Origin of the sequence: Streptomyces sp. NPDC006997 (assembly GCF_040635175.1) — a bacterium.
Classification (GTDB): Bacteria; Actinomycetota; Actinomycetes; order Streptomycetales; family Streptomycetaceae; genus Streptomyces.
The window spans coordinates 48,914-69,136 of record NZ_JBEYHH010000003.1 but is presented as its reverse complement, the minus strand read 5'-3'; the positions used below and the strand labels follow the sequence as shown (position 1 = coordinate 69,136).

At 70.2% G+C, this 20,223-nt stretch carries 25 protein-coding genes, 1 tRNA gene and 1 riboswitch; of the genes, 8 read left to right on the top strand and 18 right to left on the bottom strand.

Annotation, left to right across the window (positions count from 1 at the left end; translation table 11 throughout):
- Nucleotides 1–18 precede the first annotated feature (18 nt).
- Genes ABZ659_RS03485 through ABZ659_RS03475 form a run of 3 tightly spaced genes read right to left on the bottom strand, consistent with a single transcriptional unit; the run spans nucleotide 19 to nucleotide 2,665 of the window.
- A complete protein-coding gene (locus tag ABZ659_RS03485; protein ID WP_360212957.1) occupies nucleotides 19–1,011 on the bottom strand; it encodes an ATP-binding cassette domain-containing protein in 993 nt (330 codons plus the stop codon).
- 45 nt (nucleotides 1,012–1,056) lie between these two features.
- Entirely contained in the window at nucleotides 1,057–1,872 is an 816-nt protein-coding gene (locus ABZ659_RS03480) for an ABC transporter permease (protein ID WP_360212955.1), read from the bottom strand.
- Nucleotides 1,865–2,665, bottom strand: a complete 801-nt coding sequence (locus tag ABZ659_RS03475) for an ABC-2 family transporter protein (RefSeq protein ID WP_360212953.1) — start codon at nucleotides 2,663–2,665, stop codon at nucleotides 1,865–1,867. Before ABZ659_RS03475 ends, ABZ659_RS03480 begins: the two co-directional genes overlap by 8 nt.
- Nucleotides 2,666–2,864: 199 nt before the next feature.
- Here ABZ659_RS03475 and ABZ659_RS03470 point away from each other — a divergent pair, with 199 nt between their 5' ends.
- Nucleotides 2,865–5,129, top strand: coding sequence for a transglycosylase domain-containing protein (locus ABZ659_RS03470; protein WP_360212951.1), 2,265 nt, complete (start codon nucleotides 2,865–2,867; stop codon nucleotides 5,127–5,129).
- 16 nt (nucleotides 5,130–5,145) lie between these two features.
- Here the strand turns inward: ABZ659_RS03470 and sugE are convergent, their stop codons facing one another.
- The 3 genes from sugE to ABZ659_RS03455 all read right to left on the bottom strand — a co-directional run bounded on the left by sugE (nucleotide 5,146) and on the right by ABZ659_RS03455 (nucleotide 6,370).
- On the bottom strand, nucleotides 5,146–5,466 hold the full coding sequence (gene sugE / locus ABZ659_RS03465; RefSeq protein ID WP_360212949.1) for a quaternary ammonium compound efflux SMR transporter SugE: 321 nt from the start codon (nucleotides 5,464–5,466) through the stop codon (nucleotides 5,146–5,148).
- Between the two features lie 35 nt (nucleotides 5,467–5,501).
- Nucleotides 5,502–5,569: riboswitch (guanidine-III (ykkC-III) riboswitch) on the bottom strand.
- Nucleotides 5,570–5,633: 64 nt separating this feature from the next.
- Complete coding sequence (locus tag ABZ659_RS03460; RefSeq protein WP_360212947.1) at nucleotides 5,634–5,993, bottom strand: co-chaperone GroES; 360 nt, start codon at nucleotides 5,991–5,993, stop codon at nucleotides 5,634–5,636.
- Nucleotides 5,994–6,037: 44 nt separating this feature from the next.
- Nucleotides 6,038–6,370 carry a DUF3618 domain-containing protein gene (locus tag ABZ659_RS03455; protein ID WP_360212945.1) on the bottom strand — a complete coding sequence of 111 codons (333 nt, stop codon included), beginning with the start codon at nucleotides 6,368–6,370 and terminating at the stop codon, nucleotides 6,038–6,040.
- Nucleotides 6,371–6,471: 101 nt separating this feature from the next.
- Between ABZ659_RS03455 and bcp the strand changes: the two genes are divergently transcribed.
- The 4 genes from bcp to ABZ659_RS03435 all read left to right on the top strand — a co-directional run bounded on the left by bcp (nucleotide 6,472) and on the right by ABZ659_RS03435 (nucleotide 8,528).
- Nucleotides 6,472–6,939 carry a thioredoxin-dependent thiol peroxidase gene (bcp, locus tag ABZ659_RS03450; protein WP_360212943.1) on the top strand — a complete coding sequence of 156 codons (468 nt, stop codon included), beginning with the start codon at nucleotides 6,472–6,474 and terminating at the stop codon, nucleotides 6,937–6,939.
- Between the two features lie 157 nt (nucleotides 6,940–7,096).
- Nucleotides 7,097–7,759 carry an HNH endonuclease signature motif containing protein gene (locus ABZ659_RS03445; RefSeq protein ID WP_360212941.1) on the top strand — a complete coding sequence of 221 codons (663 nt, stop codon included), beginning with the start codon at nucleotides 7,097–7,099 and terminating at the stop codon, nucleotides 7,757–7,759.
- Nucleotides 7,756–8,466 carry an HNH endonuclease gene (locus ABZ659_RS03440; protein WP_360212939.1) on the top strand — a complete coding sequence of 237 codons (711 nt, stop codon included), beginning with the start codon at nucleotides 7,756–7,758 and terminating at the stop codon, nucleotides 8,464–8,466. The genes ABZ659_RS03445 and ABZ659_RS03440 overlap by 4 nt, the downstream gene beginning before the upstream one ends.
- A tRNA-Leu gene (locus ABZ659_RS03435) sits at nucleotides 8,445–8,528 on the top strand. The genes ABZ659_RS03440 and ABZ659_RS03435 overlap by 22 nt, the downstream gene beginning before the upstream one ends.
- 54 nt (nucleotides 8,529–8,582) lie before the next feature.
- On the opposite strand, the gene rdgB is transcribed toward ABZ659_RS03435, so the two are convergent.
- From rdgB to ABZ659_RS03415, 4 genes are all read right to left on the bottom strand, one after another.
- On the bottom strand, nucleotides 8,583–9,185 hold the full coding sequence (rdgB, locus tag ABZ659_RS03430; RefSeq protein ID WP_360212937.1) for an RdgB/HAM1 family non-canonical purine NTP pyrophosphatase: 603 nt from the start codon (nucleotides 9,183–9,185) through the stop codon (nucleotides 8,583–8,585).
- 56 nt (nucleotides 9,186–9,241) lie between these two features.
- Nucleotides 9,242–9,643, bottom strand: a complete 402-nt coding sequence (locus tag ABZ659_RS03425) for a hypothetical protein (RefSeq protein ID WP_360212935.1) — start codon at nucleotides 9,641–9,643, stop codon at nucleotides 9,242–9,244.
- 142 nt (nucleotides 9,644–9,785) lie between these two features.
- On the bottom strand, nucleotides 9,786–10,523 hold the full coding sequence (rph, locus tag ABZ659_RS03420; protein WP_360212933.1) for a ribonuclease PH: 738 nt from the start codon (nucleotides 10,521–10,523) through the stop codon (nucleotides 9,786–9,788).
- A gap of 84 nt (nucleotides 10,524–10,607) precedes the next feature.
- Nucleotides 10,608–10,856: a PTS glucose/sucrose transporter subunit IIB gene (locus ABZ659_RS03415; protein ID WP_360213372.1), complete on the bottom strand. Its 249-nt coding sequence runs from the start codon at nucleotides 10,854–10,856 to the stop codon at nucleotides 10,608–10,610.
- A 172-nt stretch (nucleotides 10,857–11,028) separates the two neighbouring features.
- Between ABZ659_RS03415 and ABZ659_RS03410 the strand changes: the two genes are divergently transcribed.
- Together ABZ659_RS03410 and ABZ659_RS03405 are read left to right on the top strand one after the other, a co-directional pair.
- Nucleotides 11,029–12,318, top strand: a complete 1,290-nt coding sequence (locus tag ABZ659_RS03410; RefSeq protein WP_360212931.1) for a PTS transporter subunit EIIC — start codon at nucleotides 11,029–11,031, stop codon at nucleotides 12,316–12,318.
- A 153-nt stretch (nucleotides 12,319–12,471) separates the two neighbouring features.
- Nucleotides 12,472–13,719 carry a PTS transporter subunit EIIC gene (locus tag ABZ659_RS03405; RefSeq protein ID WP_360212929.1) on the top strand — a complete coding sequence of 416 codons (1,248 nt, stop codon included), beginning with the start codon at nucleotides 12,472–12,474 and terminating at the stop codon, nucleotides 13,717–13,719.
- Between the two features lie 65 nt (nucleotides 13,720–13,784).
- Here the strand turns inward: ABZ659_RS03405 and ABZ659_RS03400 are convergent, their stop codons facing one another.
- Nucleotides 13,785–14,537: an MBL fold metallo-hydrolase gene (locus ABZ659_RS03400; protein ID WP_360212927.1), complete on the bottom strand. Its 753-nt coding sequence runs from the start codon at nucleotides 14,535–14,537 to the stop codon at nucleotides 13,785–13,787.
- A 205-nt stretch (nucleotides 14,538–14,742) separates the two neighbouring features.
- On the opposite strand from ABZ659_RS03400, the gene ABZ659_RS03395 reads away from it, so the two are divergent.
- Entirely contained in the window at nucleotides 14,743–15,243 is a 501-nt protein-coding gene (locus tag ABZ659_RS03395) for a type II toxin-antitoxin system PemK/MazF family toxin (protein WP_360212925.1), read from the top strand.
- A gap of 15 nt (nucleotides 15,244–15,258) precedes the next feature.
- Here ABZ659_RS03395 and ABZ659_RS03390 read toward each other — a convergent pair whose 3' ends face one another.
- The 7 genes from ABZ659_RS03390 to clpS all read right to left on the bottom strand — a co-directional run bounded on the left by ABZ659_RS03390 (nucleotide 15,259) and on the right by clpS (nucleotide 20,216).
- On the bottom strand, nucleotides 15,259–16,209 hold the full coding sequence (locus ABZ659_RS03390; protein WP_360212923.1) for a cysteine synthase: 951 nt from the start codon (nucleotides 16,207–16,209) through the stop codon (nucleotides 15,259–15,261).
- Between the two features lie 6 nt (nucleotides 16,210–16,215).
- Nucleotides 16,216–16,494, bottom strand: a complete 279-nt coding sequence (locus tag ABZ659_RS03385) for a MoaD/ThiS family protein (protein ID WP_360212921.1) — start codon at nucleotides 16,492–16,494, stop codon at nucleotides 16,216–16,218.
- Nucleotides 16,495–16,591: 97 nt separating this feature from the next.
- On the bottom strand, nucleotides 16,592–16,690 hold the full coding sequence (locus ABZ659_RS03380; RefSeq protein ID WP_360212919.1) for a putative leader peptide: 99 nt from the start codon (nucleotides 16,688–16,690) through the stop codon (nucleotides 16,592–16,594).
- Nucleotides 16,691–16,778: 88 nt separating this feature from the next.
- Nucleotides 16,779–17,201, bottom strand: a complete 423-nt coding sequence (locus ABZ659_RS03375) for a M67 family metallopeptidase (RefSeq protein WP_360212917.1) — start codon at nucleotides 17,199–17,201, stop codon at nucleotides 16,779–16,781.
- 81 nt (nucleotides 17,202–17,282) lie between these two features.
- Entirely contained in the window at nucleotides 17,283–18,821 is a 1,539-nt protein-coding gene (locus ABZ659_RS03370; protein ID WP_360212915.1) for an alanine/glycine:cation symporter family protein, read from the bottom strand.
- Between the two features lie 392 nt (nucleotides 18,822–19,213).
- Nucleotides 19,214–19,819 (bottom strand): DUF2017 domain-containing protein, encoded by a 606-nt coding sequence (locus tag ABZ659_RS03365; RefSeq protein ID WP_360212913.1) that lies wholly within the window; start codon nucleotides 19,817–19,819, stop codon nucleotides 19,214–19,216.
- A 31-nt stretch (nucleotides 19,820–19,850) separates the two neighbouring features.
- Nucleotides 19,851–20,216: an ATP-dependent Clp protease adapter ClpS gene (gene clpS, locus ABZ659_RS03360; RefSeq protein WP_360212911.1), complete on the bottom strand. Its 366-nt coding sequence runs from the start codon at nucleotides 20,214–20,216 to the stop codon at nucleotides 19,851–19,853.
- Nucleotides 20,217–20,223 lie beyond the last annotated feature (7 nt).

Below are 20,223 nucleotides of genomic sequence, written 5' to 3'. Positions count from 1 at the left end.
ACTGCACCCCGCCCCCGACTACGCCGGAGCCCGCTCCTCGTACATCCGCGCGATGACCGCCTCGATGTCGGGCTCCCGCACGGACAGGTCGACCAACGGGTACTCCGCCGCGACCCGCGCCACCAGCGCCGCCGCCGACTCCGACGCCGGGAACGCCAGCCACTGCCGCGGCCCCTCCACCCGCACCACCCGCGCGGGCGCCGGGGCGTCGATCGGCGGCAGCTCCCGCTCCAGGTCGACCACGAGCGTCCGCTCGCTCTCCCCCGCCTCGTGCAGCCCGGCCAGCGGACCGTCGTACATCAGGCTCCCGTGGTCGATGACCATCACCCGGGAGCACAGCTGCTCGATGTCCTGGAGGTCGTGCGTGGTCAGCAGCACCGTCGTCCCCCGCTCGGCGTTCACGTCCCGCAGGAACGACCGCACCTTCGCCTTCGACACCACGTCGAGGCCGATCGTCGGCTCGTCGAGGTACAGCACCTCGGGATCGTGCAGCAGCGCCGCCGCGACGTCCCCCCGCATCCGCTGCCCCAGCGACAGCTGCCGCACCGGCACGTCCAGCAGCCCGCCCAGGTCCAGCAGTTCGACCAGCCGGTCCAGGTTCTCCCGGTAACGGCCGTCAGGGATGCGGTACATCCGGTGCATCAGCCGGTACGAGTCGATCAGCGGCAGGTCCCACCAGAGCGTCGTACGCTGCCCGAACACCACCCCGATCCGGCGCGCGAGCCGCGTCCGCTCCCGGGACGGGTCGATGCCCGCGACCCGCAGCCGCCCGCCGCTCGGCGTCAGGATCCCCGTCAGCATCTTGATCGTCGTCGACTTCCCGGCGCCGTTGGGCCCGATGTAGCCGACCATCTCGCCGCGCGCCACCGTGAACGACAGCGAGTCGACCGCCCGCACCTGCCGCCGCTCCCGTCGCAGGAACCCGGTCCTCTTCCGTACCTCGAAGACCTTCTCCACCCGCTCCAGCTCGATGAAGTGCCCGTCCACGGCCCCGCCCACAGCTCCGTCCACAGCCCCCTCCACGGCCCCGCCCACAGCTCCGTCCACAGCCCCGCCTCAGCTCCCCGTACTCCGGTACGACCGCAACCCCACCCGCCACGCCACCCCCGCCAGCGCACAGCACCCCGCCGCCACCACCGGCGGCAGGAACCCCACCCACTCCGGCACCCCCAGCGGATACGACCGCCCCAGCACGTACGCCGCGGGCAGCCAGTTGACGAAGGCCAGCGGCAGCACGAACGTCACCGAGCGCAGCATGTCCCGGCCGAACACGGTCGGCGGGTACTGGAGCATCGTCGTACCGCCGTAGGTGAACGCGCTCTGCACCTCCGCCGCGTCCTGCGCCACGAACTGGAACGCGGCCCCGGCCACCAGCAGCGCGCAGAAGATCGCCGCACCGCTGACGACCATCACCGGCACCAGCAGCACCTTCACCCCCGTCCAGTCGACGTCGACCACGGCGAGCGCGTACCCCAGCACCAGCGCCCCCTGCGTCACCCGCCCGACCCGGCGCACCGCGAACCGGTCGGCGGCGACCTGCGCGAGCACCGGCGCGGGCCGCACGAGCAGCGTGTCGAGGGTGCCGTCCCGCACCCGCCCGCCGATCCGGCCGACGGAGCCGAACGCGAGGTCGGCGAGGCCGAAGGAGGTGGCGGACAGGCCGTAGAGCAGGGCGACCTCGGGAAGGGAGTAGCCGCCGAGGGAGTCGACCTGCGAGAACATCAGCAGGATCGCGACGAAGTCGAGCCCGGTGATCAGCAGGTTCCCCACCAGCGTCATGACGAAGGACGCCCGGTAGGCCAGGCCCGCCCGCACCCACATCCCGGCGATCAGTCCGTAGGCCCGCAGCCCCGACACCAGGCGCTCACCCACCCTGCACCACCACCCGCCGCGCCGCCGCCGACTGCACCACCCGGCCCACCGCCAGCAGCACCACCGCCCACCCGGCCTGGAAGGCGAACACCCGCAGCGGAGCCGCCCGCCCCAGCAGCACGTCGGCGGGCGTCTGGAGCAGCGCCGCCCACGGCAGCGCCCGTACGGCGTCCCCCAGGGCGCCGGGAAAGGCGTTCAGCGGCAGCACCATGCCCGAGCAGAACAACCCGGTGATCATCATCATCTGGAGGACACCGGTCCCGTCCAGCAGCCAGAACGTGCTCAGCGCCACCAGGTACCGGATCGCGAAGCTCACGACCATCCCCAGGACGACCGCGACCAGACACGCCAGCCACACCACCGGGTCGGCGGGCAGCGCCACCGGGAAGACCAGCGCCCCGAACGCGAAGGGCAGCACGCCCCGCCCGAGCAGCTGGAACACCGCGCGCCCCAAGTCGGCCGCGAGCCACCACAGCTGCAGGTCGGCGGGCCGGTACAGGTCGATCGCGATCTCCCCCGTGCGGACCCGCTCCGCGAACTCGTTCTCGAACCCGCCGCCCTGGATGGCCAGCGTCGCGAACAGCGCCTGCCCCAGCCACACGTAGGTCACGGCCTGCGCCTGGTCGTAGCCGCCGAGCCGCGGCCGCTCCTCCCACAGGGCGAGATAGGTGTACGCGAGGATCAGCCCGAAGACGGTGTTGGTGAACACCCCCGCGGCCGTGGCCACCCGGTAGGTCGCGTACCGCCGGAACCCGCTCACCGTGACGGCGAGGTACAACCGCCACGCACCCACGGAACCGCCCCCTCACCCCAGACACCGAAGCGCAGGAGCCTACTGCGCTCCCCCACCCGCCCGCCACGCGTTTTCCCGGCGGAAGCGTGCCGTGCGGCGCAACGGAACGCCCGGTGCGAGAGTCTTCACAAAACGACCCCGCACCACACACCCGCCCGCACACCGCGCACCCACACACCACCAGGAGCCCCCACCCGCCATGAACGACGAGCCGCAGCAGCCGCAGACCGAGGGAACAGCGCGGCCCCCGCGCCCCAGACGCACCGGCTGGCGGCGCCTCGTCCCCACCTGGCGCACGGTGCTCGGCACCTTCGTCATCGGCGTGATGCTGCTGACCGGCGCGCTCGTCGTCGGCTACACCCTCGTGGAGATCCCGCCCGCGAACGCCCTCGCCGTCAAGCAGAGCAACGTCTACCTGTACGCCGACGGCTCCGAGCTGGCCCGGGACGGCGAGGTCAACCGGGAGAACGTGGGCCTGGCCCGGGTCTCCAAGGACGCCCAGCACGCCGTCCTGGCCGCCGAGGACCGCGACTTCTACACGGAGTCCGCCGTCGACCCGGGGGCGATGGCGCGGGGCGCGTGGAACACGGCCACCGGCAAGGGCAGGCAGTCCGGCTCGACGATCACCCAGCAGTACGTCAAGAACTACTACCTCGCGCAGGAGCAGACCCTGACCCGCAAGGCGAAGGAGTTCTTCATCGCGATCAAGCTGGACCGCACCGCGTCCAAGGACGAGATCCTGGAGGGCTACCTCAACACCAGCTACTTCGGCCGCAACGCCTACGGCATCCAGGCCGCCGCCCAGGCGTACTACGACCGCGACGCCGCCGACCTCGACCCGGCCCGCGCCGCCTACCTCGCCGCGCTCCTGAACGCCCCCAGCGAGTACGACGTCGTGGCCCACCCGGAGAACCAGCCGGCCGCCGAGGCCCGCTGGAACTACGTCCTGGACGGCATGGTGAAGGAGGGCTGGCTGGGCGCGGCCGAGCGGGCGGGCCTGCGGTTCCCGATGCCGAAGGAGGCCACCCTCTCCACCGGCCTGTCCGGGCAGCGCGGCTACCTCGTGGAGGCCGTCAAGCAGGACCTGGCCGCGCGCGGCGTCGTCAGCGCGGAGGAACTGGAGCACGGCGGCTACCGCGTCACGACCACGATCCAGAAGCCCCGGCAGGACGCCTTCGTACGGGCCGTCCAGGACCAGCTCATGTCCCGCCTCGACCCGGAGGTCCGCGAGGTGGACGGCTACGTCCGCGCGGGCGGCGCCGCCATCGACCCGAAGACCGGGCACGTCGTCGCCCTGTACGGCGGCATCGACTACGTGAAGCAGTACACCAACGGCGCCACCCGCAGGGACTACCAGGTCGGTTCCACGTTCAAGCCGTTCGTGTTCGCCTCGGCCGTGCAGAACGCCGCCAGCACCCAGGACGGCCGCGTCATCACCCCGACCACGCGCTACGACGGCACCAGCGAGCGCCCCGTGCAGGGCTGGAGCGGTGAGCCGTACGCGCCCGAGAACGAGGACGGGGTCGACTACGGCGAGATCACCGTGCGGGAGGCCACGGACCGGTCGGTGAACTCGGTGTACGCGCAGCTGGCCGTCGACGTCGGCCCCGCCCGGGTCCGGCAGACCGCGATCGACCTGGGTCTGCCCGAGGACACCCCGGAGCTGCACGAGGGCCCGTCCGTCGCGCTGGGCACGGCCACCGCGAGCGTCCTCGACATGGCGCGGGCGTACGCGACGCTCGCCAACCACGGGGAGCACGGCACGTACACGATGATCAAGAAGGTGACGAAGGACGGCACCGAGGAGATCGCGCTGCCCGCGCGGGAGACCCGGCAGGTGATCAGCCGGGAGGCCGCCGACACCACCACCTCGATGCTCCGCAGCACCGTCGAGAACGGCACCGCGTCCGCCGCCCAGGCCGCGGGCCGCCCCGCCGCGGGCAAGACCGGCACCGCGGAGGAGGACCGGGCGGCCTGGTTCGCGGGCTACACCCCCGACCTGGCCACCGTCGTCGCCGTACTCGGCCAGGACCCGGTCAACGCCCACCAGAAGTCGCTCTACGACGTCATGGGGCTGCCCCGGATGAACGGCGGCGGGGCACCCGCGGAGATCTGGGCCCAGTTCACCCGGGACGCCCTGAAGGGCAGCCCGGTGACCGACTTCAGCCTCCAGCTCCAGACGGCGTCGGACGAGTGGGACGTCGACCTCCCCACCGACCCGTCGCCCAGCGGCTCGCCGCCGCCGTCCAGCGCCCCGCCGACCAGCGACGCCCCGACGACGCGCGGCAGCCGCCCCCCGGCCACCGCGAGCGCGACGGCCGACGGCGGTACGGGAGGCGGCGGTACGTCGACGACCGCCCCGCCGCCCACCGTGTCCACCGCCCCGTCACCCACCGCCACCGCTACCGTCGGCTTCCCGGACGGCTTCCCGGACGCCGGTCTGACGCGGGGCTCGACGGGCTGAACGCGGATGCCGCGGCTCAGTGCCCGGAGGTGGCCTTGAGCCCCACGACGGCCACGAGCAGCAGACAGACGAAGAAGATCCGGGCGGCGGTGGCGGGCTCCCCCAGCACCGCCATCCCGAGCACCGCCGACCCGGCGGCCCCGATGCCGACCCACACGCCGTAGGCGGTGCCGATCGGCAGGGACTTGGCCGCGTACGACAGCAGCACCATGCTGACGACGATCCCGGCACCGGTGAACAGGCTGGGGACGAGACGGGTGAACCCGTGGGTGTACTTCATCCCGACCGACCACCCGACTTCGAGCAGACCGGCGACGACGAGCAGGACCCAGGCCATGACGGGCACCTCCGAGACGAGGACGGCGACGGAAAGGTGCGTCGTCTTTGCCTTGGACCCGGTACGGCGCGTCTCGTCGGGCTGGCTCCCACGGTAGCAACGGGACAGGCGGGAGGGCCGGTGACCTCGGTCACCGGCCCTCACCCACACCACCTCGCGTACCGCTCCTACAGGTACAGCCCCGTGGAGTCCTCCGACCCCTCGAAGCGGTCGGCGGCCACGGCGTGCAGGTCCCGCTCGCGCATCAGCACGTACGGCACCCCCCGCACCTCGACCTCCGCGCGGTCCTCGGGGTCGTACAGCACCCGGTCGCCGGGCTCCACGGTGCGCACGTTCTGCCCCACGGCGACGACCTCCGCCCAGGCCAGCCGGCGGCCGACGGCGGCCGTGGCGGGGATCAGGATGCCGCCGCCGGAACGCCGCTCGCCCTCGCTGGTGTCCTGCCGCACGAGTACACGGTCGTGCAGCATCCGGATGGGCAGCTTGTCGTGCTGGGGGGTGCTGGAGTCGTTTCTCTTGGCGCTCACGCCTTCGAACCTACCTGCCCGAGCCGCGTTCGTACCGGTCGGGGTCAGCGCTTGCGACGCCGGGAGCCGCCGACGACGAACAGTCCGACGACGCCCACGGCGACCAGCGCGACGGGCAGCACCCGCTCCATGCGGGGGGCGCCGTCCTCGTCGACGAACTGCGCGCGCACCTCGCTGACGACCCGGTTGACCTGGACGTAGGCCCGGCCGAGGGTGCGGTCGATGTCGGAGGCCACCTTCGCCTTCGCATCGCCGACGAGGGTCTTCGGATGCACCCGCACCCCGATCTCGTCGAGCGTCTCGGCCAGTACCGCGCGGCGGCGCCTGATGTCCGCCTCGATCTGGGCCGGGGTTCTGGTGTCCGACGTGTCCGCCACCGTGCCGCCTCCGAAGTCAGCTGTGTCTGCCGTTGTGCTGCGGACAGTCTGTCAGTTCCGGCGCCGCCCGCGTTGTCAGCACCCCCGGTTAGGCTGGCCCGATGAGCGAGCGACTCCAGCCGGGGGACGTGGCCCCCGCCTTCACCCTCCCCGACGCCGACGGCACCGAGGTGTCCCTGGCCGACCACAAGGGCCGCAAGGTCATCGTCTACTTCTACCCGGCCGCCCTGACGCCCGGATGCACCAAGCAGGCGTGCGACTTCACGGACAACCTCGACGTCCTGGCGAGCGCCGGGTACGACGTGATCGGCGTCTCCCCGGACAAGCCCGAGAAGCTGGCCAAGTTCCGCGACAAGGAGTCCCTGAAGGTCACCCTCGTCGGCGACCCGGAGAAGAAGGTCCTGGAGGCGTACGGCGCCTACGGCGAGAAGAAGCTGTACGGCAAGACGGTCGTCGGCGTGATCCGCTCCACGGTGGTCGTCGACGAGGAGGGCAAGGTCGAACGCGCCCTCTACAACGTCAAGGCCACCGGCCACGTCGCCAAGATCATCAAGGATCTGGGGATCTGAGCCGCCTTCCCCAGCTCGCCGGAGGCGGCCCGCGACCGGCACACCACCCGGTCCGGGCCACTCCACTTCCCGCGCGTGACCGCCCCGCGCCCCGTTCGTTGATCCTTGCGGGTTACGAACACGTGACCGAGGCGGAGTGGGGGGAACTGGAGGCACGGTGAAGACGAGCGCGTACACCAGGGAGCGGCTGGAAGAGGCGGCGCGGGAAGCTCGGACGTTGTCGGAGGCGTTGGCGCGGCTGGGGGTGGAGCCGGGGGGTTCCCGACGGCGGTACGTCTGGGAGCGGATGAAGAGACTCGGGGTGGACGTCTCGCACTTCGAGCGCGAGGGGGTCAAGTGGACGAGGGAGATCCTCCAAGCCGCGGTTTCGGCCTCGACGAACATGTGCGAGGTGTTGCGCAGCCTCGGGGTGGAAGTCGTAGGTGGTCAGCACACGCACATCAGCCGCCGAATCCAGGCTTACGGCATCGACACCTCGCACTTCACCACCACAGTCCGCACCGCGAACATGCGGGACAACCGGCGCCGTCGCAGCCCGGGAGAGATCCTCAAGGAGAACCCGTCGGCGCACGCACGGCGCACACCAAGCAACCGGCTCAAGAGGGCGATACTCGAACTCGGCGTCGAGGAACAGTGTGCCCTGTGCGGCATCCGGGCAGTCTGGCTGGGAGAACCACTGCCGCTTGAGGTCGACCACATCGACGGTAACTGGCGGAACAACCGGATCCAGAACCTGCGGTTGCTGTGCCCCAACTGCCACTCCACAACGGATACCTACCGCGGCCGTGGTCTGAGGCGCCCGCAGGCTGGCGCCCGATGAGCGGCACGGTTCGATACACCCGGGAGCGCATGGCCGAAGCCGCCGCTCAGTGCTCCGATATCGACGAGGTCATCGCCTTCTTCGGCACCCGGCCATACGAGAACCTCCGGCGATACCTGTACCGGCGCTTTGAGCGGTTCGGCATCGATGTCTCACACTTCCACCATCGCGGAAGGCTTACCAGGCGTCGCACAAGACCCCCCAGCGAGGAGCTGAGCGCGGCAGTCGCGCAGTCGGTCTCCATCGCCGAGGTGTTGGACCGCCTCGGCCGCCCCGACAACGGCAGCCAGCGCGCGATGGTGCATGAGTGGATCGCTGAGGAGAACCTCCGCACCGCTCACTTACTGGGCCAGGCACATCGGCGCGGGAAGCCGAGCACGAACCCCGTGAAGCGGCCGGAAGACATCCTGATCCGGCACGACGGCAAGCGCCGGACAGGTACTCCGCAGCTCCGTAGGGCACTCCGCGAGATCGGCGTACCCGAACAGTGCGCCAGGTGCGGCACCGGTCCGGTATGGCTCGGTCGACCGATGACGCTGGAGGTCGATCACATCGACGGGAACTGGAACGACGACCGGCGGGAGAACCTGCGGTTGCTGTGCCCGAACTGTCATGCCATCACGAGTACCTGGTGCAGAGGAGGGAAGAGACAGCAAGCGTCTCCCGGTACGATGGCAGGCAGCGAGCGGCGGTGGTGCAACGGTTGACACAGCAGGTTTAGGTCCTGTGGCCCTGATAGGGCTTGAGGGTTCGAATCCCTTCCGCCGCACATGAACGACCTGCGGACCAAGGACTCGATCCGCAGGTCGTTCCCCTCTGAGCCTCAGCCCAACAGCTCCCGTACCACCGGCACCAGTGCGCGGAACGCCTTGCCGCGGTGGCTGATCGCGTTCTTCTCCGCGGGAGTGAGCTCCGCGCACGTCCGCGTCTCCCCGTCCGGCTGGAGGACCGGGTCGTAGCCGAAGCCGCCCGTGCCGGTGGGCTCGTGGCGCAGGGTGCCCCGCAGTTGGCCCTCGACCACCCGCTCGGTCCCGTCCGGCAGGGCGAGGGCGGCGGCGCAGGCGAAGTGGGCGCCGCGGTGCTCCTCCGCGATGTCGGAGAGCTGGGCCAGCAGCAGGTTCAGGTTGGCCTCGTCGTCGCCGTGGCGGCCCGCCCAGCGGGCGGAGAAGATGCCGGGGGCGCCGTTCAGGACGTCCACGCAGAGCCCGGAGTCGTCGGCGACGGCGGGCAGTCCGGTGGCCTGGGCGAGGGCGTGCGCCTTGAGCAGCGCGTTCTCGGCGAAGGTGACGCCGGTCTCCTTGACGTCGGGGATCTCGGGGTAGGCGTCCGCGCCGACGAGGTCGTGGGGCAGTCCGGCGTCGGCGAGGATGGCCCTCAGCTCGGTGATCTTTCCGGCGTTACGGGTGGCGAGGATGAGGCGGGTCATGGGCCCCAGTATCCCGGGGCCCGGACCCGCGTCCGTGCCGGGGCGCTACCGCCGCCTCACGGGGTGCAGACCTTCGTCAGTTCACCCGCCGCGTCCGTCACGCCGCTGATGTTCGGTGTGGTGTCCCCGTTCTCCACCGCGTCGGTGACCTCGACCAGCGCCTCCCGCATGTCCTGCGTGGCCTTGTCCAGGTCCGCGTCGCCGGTCTCGCTGTCTATCCGGTCCAGGCTGTCCCCGACCGCGTCGACGGCCTGCCGGGTCTGCCCGGGGTCCTCGGCCGCGTTGTCCACCGCCTGCTGGAGGTCGGTGACCGCGTCGGCCACGGCGTCGGCCGTCTCGACGCAGTCCAGCGCCTTGTTGACGGCGTCGCAGCCGGTGGTCAGCCCCACCGTGAGCGCGGCGGCGGCCACGGTGGCGGCGATGACGGTGCGGCTGCGCCGACGACGGCTCACGGCCATGGAACGGTCCTCCCTCGTACGGACCCGGCGGGTCCTGAACTCCTGGCCGGGCGCACAGGGATGAGCCGTGCGCCCGTATCTCTACGGACGCGACGGCGTGCGGCGCGGTTGCCCGCGCCAACCACCTTCCTTGGTACGCCCTTTACTTTTCCGGGACGGTACCAAGGGCGGCCCGCTGCGCCGCCGCCAGGTCCGTGCACCCGGCGACCGCGAGGTCCAGCAGGGCGTCGAGTTCGGAGCGGGCGAAGGGCTCGGCCTCGGCGGTGCCCTGGACCTCGACGAAGCGGCCGTCGCCGGTGCAGACGACGTTCATGTCGGTCTCCGCCTTGACGTCCTCCTCGTAGCAGAGGTCGAGGAGCGGGACGCCGCCGACGATGCCGACCGAGATGGCGCTGACGGTGCCGGTCAGGGGCTGCCGTCCGGGCTTGATGATCTTCTTGCCCCGGGCCCAGGAGACGGCGTCGGCGAGGGCGACGTAGGAGCCGGTGATGGCGGCGGTGCGGGTGCCGCCGTCGGCCTGGAGGACGTCGCAGTCGAGGACGATGGTGTTCTCGCCGAGCGCCTTGTAGTCGATGACGGCGCGCAGCGAACGCCCGATGAGGCGGCTGATCTCGTGGGTGCGGCCGCCGATGCGGCCCTTGACGGACTCGCGGTCGCCGCGGGTGTTGGTGGAGCGGGGCAGCATCGCGTACTCGGCGGTGACCCAGCCCTCGCCGCTGCCCTTGCGCCAGCGCGGGACGCCCTCGGTGACGGAGGCGGTGCACAGCACCTTGGTGTCGCCGAAGGAGACGAGGACGGAGCCCTCGGCGTGCTTGCTCCAGCCGCGTTCGATGGTGACCGGGCGGAGTTGTTCGGGGGTGCGGCCGTCGATTCGTGACATGGGGTGAGCCTAGCCGCATGCGGAAGGGGCCCCTCCCGCGGCGGACGCGACGGGAGGGGCCCCTTCACCGGGTGACCGGGTCGGTCACATCAGGTCCTCGATGTCCGCCGCGATCGGGTCGGCGTCGGTGCCGATGACGACCTGGATGGCGGTGCCCATCTTGACGACGCCGTGGGCGCCGGCGGCCTTCAGCGCGGCGTCGTCGACCAGCGCGGCGTTGCCCACCTCGACGCGCAGCCGCGTGATGCAGCCCTCGACCTCTTCGATGTTGTCGATGCCGCCGAGCCCGGCAACGATCTTCTCAGCCTTGCTGGCCATGTCCTTCTCCCTGATCCGAACCGCGCCGTTGGTCGCGGTAACCGCAGTAACCCACAGTTGGCCCAGCTTCGCGAGCGTTCGGGCCGTGGGGACCGCAGGATGACGTCACGGCGACATCCTCGTCCACGACTGGTCTACACCACCTCACAGACGGTCGCCAAACCGCCCGGAAGGACGCCCCCCGCCCATGAGTGCCGACGCCGCCGCTCCCAGTCCCGCCCGGGCCCGCTGGAACAGCGTCTTCCAGGGCCTCCAGAAGATGGGCCGCTCGCTCCAGCTGCCCATCGCCGTGCTGCCCGCCGCGGGCATCCTCAACCGGCTGGGGCAGCCCGACGTGTTCGGCGACGACGGGCTGGGCTGGACCGACGTCTCCAAGGTGATGGCGGGCGCGGGCGGTGCGCTGCTGGACAGTTCGCTGGGGCTGCCGCTGCTGTTCTGCGTCGGCGTCGCGATCGGCATGGCGAAGAAGGCCGACGGCTCGACGGCGCTGGCGGCGGTGGCGGGGTTCCTCGTCTACTTCAACGTGCTGCGGCAGTTCCCGGAGGACTGCGCGGTGGGCGCGGAGGTGGTGGACGCGGGGTGCCAGGCGGCGGACGGCACGGTGTCGGCGTTCACGTACCAGAACCCCGGCGTCTTCGGCGGGATCGTGATGGGGCTGCTGGCGGCCTACTTCTGGGCCCGCTTCCACCGCACCAAGCTGGTGGACTGGCTCGGCTTCTTCAACGGCCGCCGGCTCGTGCCCATCATCATGGCGTTCGTGGCCATCGCGTTCGCGGCGCTCTGTCTGTGGATCTGGCCGCCGATCGGTGACGCGCTGGAGAACTTCAGCGACTGGATGAGCGACCTGGGCGCCTGGGGCGCGGGTGTCTTCGGCGTCGCCAACCGGGCACTGCTGGTGATCGGGCTGCACCAGTTCCTCAACGTGCCCATCTGGTTCCAGTTCGGCACGTACACCACGCCGGACGGCGACGTGGTGCACGGCGACATCAACATGTTCCTCGCCGGGGACCCGGACGCGGGGCAGTTCACCTCGGGGTTCTTCCCGATCATGATGTTCGCGCTGCCCGCCGCGGCGCTCGCCATCACGCACTGCGCCAAGCCGCACCGCCGCAAGGAGGTCGGCGGTCTGATGCTGTCGGTGGCGCTGACGTCGTTCGTCACCGGCATCACCGAGCCGATCGAGTACTCGTTCCTGTTCGTCGCCCCGCTGCTGTACGCGGTGCACGCGCTGCTGACCGGGGTGTCGATGGCGGTGACGTGGGGGCTCGGGGTGCATGACGGGTTCAGCTTCTCCGCCGGGCTCATCGACTACGTCATCAACTGGAACCTGGCGACGAGACCGTGGGCGATCATCCCGATCGGGCTGTGCTTCGCCGTCCTCTACTACGCGGTCTTCCGGTTCGCGATCACCCGGTTCGATCTGAAGACGCCGGGCAAGGAGCCGGAGGAGGAGGTGGAGGACGTCACGAAGGTCTGACACACCATGACATCAGGCGGCGTCTAGGGCCCCGCGGGCATCACGCACGTCACACATAACGTACGGGAATCACGGGTTCCTTATCTCTCCTTCATCGTGCTAGAACAGGTCTACACCACTGAGTGGTGTAGACCACCACCCGATGGAGGAAGTATGAGCACCGCCACCGATTCGGCGGCCCCCGCAAAGAAGCGGGGATCCGGTCTTTTCCAGGGCCTGCAGAAGGTCGGCCGCAGCCTGCAGCTCCCCATCGCCGTCCTCCCGGCGGCGGGCATCCTGTTGCGCCTCGGCCAGGCCGACGTCCAGGACAAGCTGAACCTCCCCGACAAGGTCACCGCGGTGTTCGCCACGGCGGGCGGCGCGATCTTCGACAACCTGCCGATGCTGTTCTGCATCGGCGTGGCCATCGGCTTCGCCAAGAAGGCCGACGGCTCCACAGCGCTGGCCGCCTTGGTCGGTTTCCTGGTCTACAGCAACGTACTGAAGGCGTTCCCGGTCACCGAGGCACAGGTCCAGAAGGGCGCGGACATAGCCGCGACCTACAACAACCCCGGTGTCCTCGGCGGCATCGTCATGGGTCTGCTCTCGGCGGTCCTGTGGCAGCGCTACCACCGCAAGAAGCTGGTGGACTGGCTGGGCTTCTTCAACGGCCGCCGACTGGTGCCGATCATCATGGCCTTCGTGGGCACCGCCATGGGCGTCTTCTTCGGCCTGGTCTGGGAACCGATCGGTGAGGGCATCTCGGACATCGGCGAGTGGATCACCGGTCTGGGCGCCGCGGGCGCCGGTCTGTTCGGTCTGATCAACCGCGCGCTGATCCCGATCGGTATGCACCAGTTCGTCAACACCGTCTCCTGGTTCCAGATCGGTGACTTCACCAACGCCGCGGGCGAGGTCGTGCACGGTGACCTGAACCGCTTCTTCGCCGGTGACCCGGACGCCGGTCAGTTCATGTCGGGCTTCTTCCCGATCATGATGTTCGGCCTCCCGGCCGCCGCCATCGCCATCGCGCACGCCGCCCGCCCGGAGCGCCGCAAGGCCGTGATGGGCATGATGATCTCGCTGGCGCTGACCTCCTTCGTGACCGGTGTGACCGAGCCGATCGAGTTCTCGTTCATGTTCATCGCCCCGCTGCTGTACGTGATCCACGCGGTGCTCACCGCCCTGTCCATGGCGATCACCTGGGCGCTCGGGGTCCACGCGGGCTTCACCTTCTCCGCGGGTGCCATCGACTACGGGCTCAACTGGAACCTCGCGACCAAGCCATGGCTGATCATCCCGATCGGTCTGGTCTTCGCGGCGCTCTACTACGCGGTCTTCCGCTTCGCCATCGTCAAGTTCAACCTCCCCACCCCGGGCCGCGAGCCCGAGGAGGAGGTCGAGGACCTCACCAAGGCGTGAGCCTCAGCCGTACGGCATGGCAGTCGAAGGCCCCGGTACCGACCAGGTACCGGGGCCTTCGCGTGTCAGATCTCGTACGACGTCCCCGCCACCGCCAGCTCCACCGGACCGTCGTACACCGCGCGGGCGTCGGTCAGGTTGATCCGGGGGTCCGTCCACGGGGGGATGTGGGTGAGGAGCAGGCGGCGGGCGCCCGCGCGGGTCGCCGTCTCGCCCGCCTCACGGCCGTTGAGGTGGAGGTCGGGGATGTCCTCCTTGCCGTGGGTGAAGGCGGCCTCGCAGAGGAACAGGTCGGTGTCCCGGGCCAGGTCGTCCAGGGCCGGGGTGACGCCCGTGTCGCCGGAGTACGTCAGGGACCTGCCAGCGTGCTCGACCCGGATGCCGTACGCCTCGACGGGGTGGGCGACGCGCTCGGTGTGCACGGTGAAGGGGCCGATGTCGAAGGTGGAGGGCTTGACCGTGTGGAAGTCGAAGACCTCGCTCATCGACGAGGCGGTGGGGGTGTCGGCGTAGGCCGTGGTCAGGCGGTGCTCCGTGCCCTCGGGGCCGTAGACCGGGATCGGAGCGCAGCGTCCGCCGTCGTGCCGGTAGTAACGCGCCACGAAGTAGGCGCACATGTCGATGCAGTGGTCGGCGTGCAGATGGCTCAGGAAGATCGCGTCGAGGTCGTAGAGACCGCAGTGGCGCTGCAACTCGCCCAGGGCACCGTTGCCCATGTCGAGAAGCAGCCGGAAGCCGTCGGCCTCGACGAGGTAGCTCGAACAGGCCGATTCCGCGGACGGGAACGACCCCGAGCAGCCGACGACGGTGAGCTTCATGAAGCAGAAACCTCCGCTGGCGGATGGAGAGAAACGGGGGTCGTGCGGTCCGTCGAGCGTAAGGCGCGAAACGTCCGGTCGCTCCTCCGCCAAGGGCTGTTGTGGGCGAACTCACCTGTGGTGTCACCGGTTCGGCTGGACGCGGGGCGCATGGGACGGAGCAAGGGGCGCGCGGGGAGAGTCGTACGCCGGTACCGTCTGCGGTATGGACACGTCCTGGTGGCTGGCGCTCGCGGCGGTGGTGCTGCTCGCGCTGGTCGCCACGCTCGTCGACGGGTGGGGGCGGGGGCACGCGCCGCGGACGGCCCGGCGGGAGCGGGTCCGGCCCACGGCGGCGGGACCCGGGCCGCGGCCCGCGGAGATCTGGTGGGCGAACGTGCCCTACGAGGACGGGCCGGAGTCAGAAGGGGCCGCGCACAGCGCGTCAGGTAGGGCGGGGGTGGGAGACGGGCGGGCCAAGGACCGGCCCTGTCTGGTGCTGAGCGTGCGCGGGCGGCACGCCACCGTCGCCAAGATCACCAGCCGGTACCACGACGACCGGGCCGGGGTGATCCCGCTGCCGCCGGGCACCGTCGGGGACGCCCGGGGGCGGCCGAGCTTCCTGGAGACGGACGAGCTGCGGAGGGTGCCGGTGGGTGACTTCCGGCGCCGGGCGGGGGTCGTGGACCCGGTCCTGTGGGACCAGGTCCGTCACCTCGCCTCGTGACCCCGTCAGGCGGCGCTACGCCCAGAGCTGGCCCTGGAGCGTCTCGATGGCCTCCTCCGTGGTGGCCGCCGTGTAGACGCCGGTGGAGAGGTACTTCCAGCCGCCGTCGGCCACGACGAAGACGATGTCGGCGCTCTCGCCCGCCTTCAGCGCCTTCCTGCCCACGCCGATCGCGGCGTGCAGCGCGGCACCCGTGGAGACGCCCGCGAAGATGCCCTCCTGCTGGAGGAGCTCCCGGGTGCGGGTGACCGCGTCGGCGGAGCCGACCGAGAAGCGGGTGGTGAGGACGGAGGCGTCGTACAGCTCGGGGACGAAGCCCTCGTCGAGGTTGCGCAGGCCGTACACCAGGTCGTCGTAGCGCGGTTCGGCGGCGACGACCTTCACGTCCGGCTTGTGCTCGCGCAGGTAGCGGCCGACGCCCATCAGGGTGCCGGTGGTGCCGAGGCCCGCGACGAAGTGGGTGATGGAGGGCAGGTCCGCGAGGATCTCGGGGCCCGTGCCGGCGTAGTGGGCGCCCGCGTTGTCGGGGTTGCCGTACTGGTAGAGCATCACCCAGTCGGGGTGCTCGGCGGACAGCTCCTTGGCCATGCGGACGGCGGTGTTGGAGCCGCCCGCCGCCGGGGAGGAGATGATCTCGGCGCCCCACATGGCGAGCAGGTCACGGCGCTCCTGCGAGGTGTTCTCCGGCATCACGCACACGATGCGGTAGCCCTTGAGCCGGGCCGCCATGGCGAGCGAGATGCCGGTGTTGCCGCTCGTCGGTTCGAGGATGGTGCAGCCCTCGGTCAGGCGGCCGTCCTTCTCCGCCTGTTCGATCATGTGCAGGGCGGGGCGGTCCTTGACCGAGCCGGTGGGGTTGCGGTCCTCCAGCTTGGCCCAGATCCGGACGTCGGCGGACGGCGACAGCCGCGGCAGGCGCACCAGGGGGGTGTTGCCGACCGCGGCCAGCGGGGAGTCGTAGCGCATCCGGGATCAGACCATGCCGCCGGCCACCGCCGGCAGGATCGTGACGTTGTCGCCGTCGGCGAGCTTGGTGTTGATGCCGTCGAGGAAGCGGACGTCCTCGTCGTTCAGGTAGACGTTGACGAAGCGGCGCAGCTCCCCGGCGTCCACGAGGCGGGCGTGGATGCCCGTGTGCCGGGACTCCAGGTCGGTGAACAGGTCGGCGAGGGTGTTTCCGGACCCCTCCACCGCCTTCTGGCCGTCGGTGTACGGGCGGAGGATGGTCGGGATGCGGACCTCGATGGCCATGTCAAAGGGCTCCTGTCGAAGGAAGGGGGTCTGGTGGGGGGCGCACGCACACACCGGCGCGCGCCGCGGCACACGGCCGTACGGCGGAAGCGCAGTTTCAACAGATGGCGCTGGCGAGCCTGCACAGATCGACGTGCAGCCGCGCCACGAGCAGCGGGGTGCCCGGCGTCTTGTCGCTCACGTCGAAGAGAACCATGGGCTCATCGTATCGATTCCCGGTCCGGGTTCTGGAATGTGATCTCGCATCGTGGATGGTTTCTGCCCGCATCGCGGGCATCCCGCCGTCAGTAAGCGTCCACGATCTTCACTTCCTCCTCCGTGACCTCTCCCTCCACGATCCGGAACGAGCGGAACTGGAAGTCGCCGAGGCCGTCGGTGTCGGCGGTGGAGACGAGGACGTAGTGCGCGCCGGGCTCGTTGGCGTAGGAGATGTCCGTGCGGGAGGGGTACGCCTCGGTCGCGGTGTGGGAGTGGTAGATGACCACCGGCTCCTCGTCGCGGTCGTCCAGCTCGCGGTAGAGCCTGAGCAGGTCCTGGGAGTCGAACTCGTAGAACGTCGGCGAGCGGGCGGCGTTCAGCATCGGGACGAAGCGCTCGGGGCGGCCCTCGCCCACCGGTCCGGCGACCACGCCGCACGCCTCGTCGGGGTGGTCCTCGCGGGCGTGGGCGACGATCCTGTCGTGCAGGTCCTGGGTGATGGTCAGCATGGTGGCCAGGATAAGCAGGAGGGCCGCCCCGTACCGAAGAGTGGTACGGGGCGGCCCGTATGCCGGACAGGGTGCCCGGGATCAGACGGTCTTGGCGGACTCCAGGTCCTCGTCGCCGCGGTCGGCGCTGACCGCGCCGGCCTTGCGGTCGCGGACCCAGTCCAGGAAGGACTTCAGCTCGCGCTTGACGACCGGGGCCAGCAGGTAGAGGCCGATGATGTTGAACACCGACAGCAGGAAGAGCGCCGAGTCGGCGAGGCTGATCAGCGAGTCCAGGGTGAGCAGCGAACCGGCGATGACGAAGACGCTCCAGGTGGCCTTGAAGACGGTCTCGCTGGTCTTGCTCTTGCCGAACAGGTACGACCACGCCTTGAGGCCGTAGTAGCCCCAGGTCAGGATCGTGGAGAAGGCGAACAGCAGCACCGCGACGGTCAGCAGGTTCGGGAACCAGGGCAGCACGGTCTCGAAGGCGTCGGAGGTGATGGTGACACCGCCGATGCTCTCACCCGCGCGGGCCTCGGCCCAGCTGGCCGGGTTGGCGATGACGATGGTCAGCGCGGTCATGGTGCAGATGAGGACCGTGTCGATGAACGGCTCCAGCAGCGCGACCAGGCCCTCGGAGGCGGGGTGCTTGGTCTTGACCGCGGAGTGCGCGATCGGCGCGGAGCCGAGACCGGCCTCGTTGGAGAACGCGGCGCGCTGGAAACCGACGATCAGGGCACCGATGACACCGCCCGCGACACCGTCCGCCTCGAAGGCGCCGGAGAGGATGGTCTGGAAGGCGTCCGGCACGGCGGTGACGTTGGTCAGGATGACGACCAGGCAGGCCACGACGTAGAGGGCGGCCATGGCGGGGACCAGGCGGCTGGTGACGGAGGCGATGGAGCGGATGCCGCCGAGCAGCACCAGGCCGACCAGCGCGGCGATGACCAGGCCGAACAGCACGGCACCGGCGGAGGAGGCCAGGAAGCCGTCCTCGCCGCCGAACTGGGAGGAGAGCTGCGCGTAGGACTGGTTGGCCTGGAGCAGGTTGCCGCCGAAGAGGCCGAAGAACAGGATCATGACCGAGGCGAGCACGGCGAGCACCTTGCCGAGCTGGGCGCCGTTCTTGCCGAACCGCTCGGCGAGGCCCTTGGGCAGGTAGTGCATCGGGCCGCCGGAGACGGTGCCGTCGGCGTGCTCCTCGCGGTACTTCACACCGAGCGTGACCTCGACGAACTTGGTGGCCATGCCGAGCAGGCCGCACAGGATCATCCAGAAGGTGGCCCCGGCGCCGCCGATGGAGACGGCGACGGCGACACCGGCGATGTTGCCGAGGCCGACGGTGCCGGAGACGGCGGCGGTGAGCGCCTGGAAGTGGCTGACCTCGCCGACGGCGCCCTCCTCGTCGTACTTGCCGCGCACGGTGTCGAAGGCGAGCTTGAACTTGCGGAACTGCAGGAGGCCGAACCAGGTGGTGAAGACCAGACCGGCGATCACCAGCCAGGCGACGATCAGCGGGAGGTCGGTGCCGTTGACGTCGACGGCGTAGAAGACGACGTCCGCGACATGGTCGGCGACGGGTTCGAAGAAGTCGCTGACGGCGTCGTCGATGGACGTGGTGACGGAATCGAGAGACATCGAGTTACCTCGGTGGCGCAGGGGACGTGCTGACGGGGTGTACGCACAGCAGCGGCGGTGTGAGCGGTCTGTGAAGCGAACGCCGTTGTCCGTTCGGCGACGGTGGAGTGTGTCCGGGCCCGCGGACCCGGGCCGGTACTCGCTCCTGTCGTGCGCGCCGGTGTGGTGACCGGCCCTCCATGACGGCGAGGGGTGGAGCCGAAAAGGAGTTGCGAATTCTTACCACGTCGTTAACTCGCGCTTACGTGGCGCAGATCACACAAAACCGCCCCCGGGGCACAAAACCCCAGGAGCGGTGACACGATCGTTATGCGGATTTGAGCGTCCGCTGAGCGAACACTTCCTGGTACAAACGGGACGTAAGGGCGTGGCTACGGCTTGGATCGCAGGACCTACGGCATGAGGGTGTTCACCAGGGTCTCCTGGAGACCGCCGAGCCACAGGTACGCCATCACCATCGGCTTGCGCGGGTCCTCGTCCGGCAGCCGGTAGAGGAGGTCGGTGTCCTCCTCGTCGGCGATGTCGAGCCGGGAGCCGATCGCCAGGCGCAGGTCGTTCAGCGCGCCGAGCCACTGCCGGGAGTCGTCGGCGGAGAGCTTGAGCACCGCCCCGCCCTCCCCGGCGGCGGCCAGCCCGTCCAGGGAGCGGATGACCGCCAGGGCGTTGTCGCGCTTGCCCGCCCTGAGGTCGTTCTCGGTGTAGCGGCGGAACTCCGAGGAGTACGACCGCAGCTCCTCCGTCCGCTCCGCCGACCCCGGGGCGCCCTCGGGGTCGTCGTAGGCGTCCGGGAAGAGCCGCCGGAGCACGGGGTCGGAGGGCGGCTCGCTCGGCCCCTCGGCGAACAGCTCGGCGAGCGGGTCGGCGGAGGCGTCCTCGGCGGGGCCCGGGCCGATGAGCTCCAGCAACTGCACGGCGAGCGAGCGGATGATGGAGATCTCGACGTCGTCGAGCGCGACGGCCGCGCCGCCGCCGGGAAGCGGTTCGAAGTGTCCGGGCATGGGTCTCTTCGTCGGTGGCGGTGGGCGCTGGCTAGGTGCGGTCGTGCTGGAGCGTGGCCCACAGGCCGTAGCCGTGCATGGCCTGGACGTCGCGCTCCATCTCCTCGCGGGTGCCGCTGGAGACGACCGCGCGGCCCTTGTGGTGCACGTCCAGCATGAGCTTGGTGGCCTTGTCCTTGGAGTAGCCGAAGTACGTCTGGAAGACGTACGTCACATAGCTCATGAGGTTGACCGGGTCGTTGTGCACGAGGGTGACCCAGGGGACGTCCGGCTCGGGCACGGCGGAGACCTCCTCCGCCGACTCGGTGCGTTCGATCTCGATGGGAGCGGCTGACGTCACATGACCATGCTGCCACGCCCTCCATAAATCGTCACACTGACGAAATGGGGGTAGCATCGCTTGC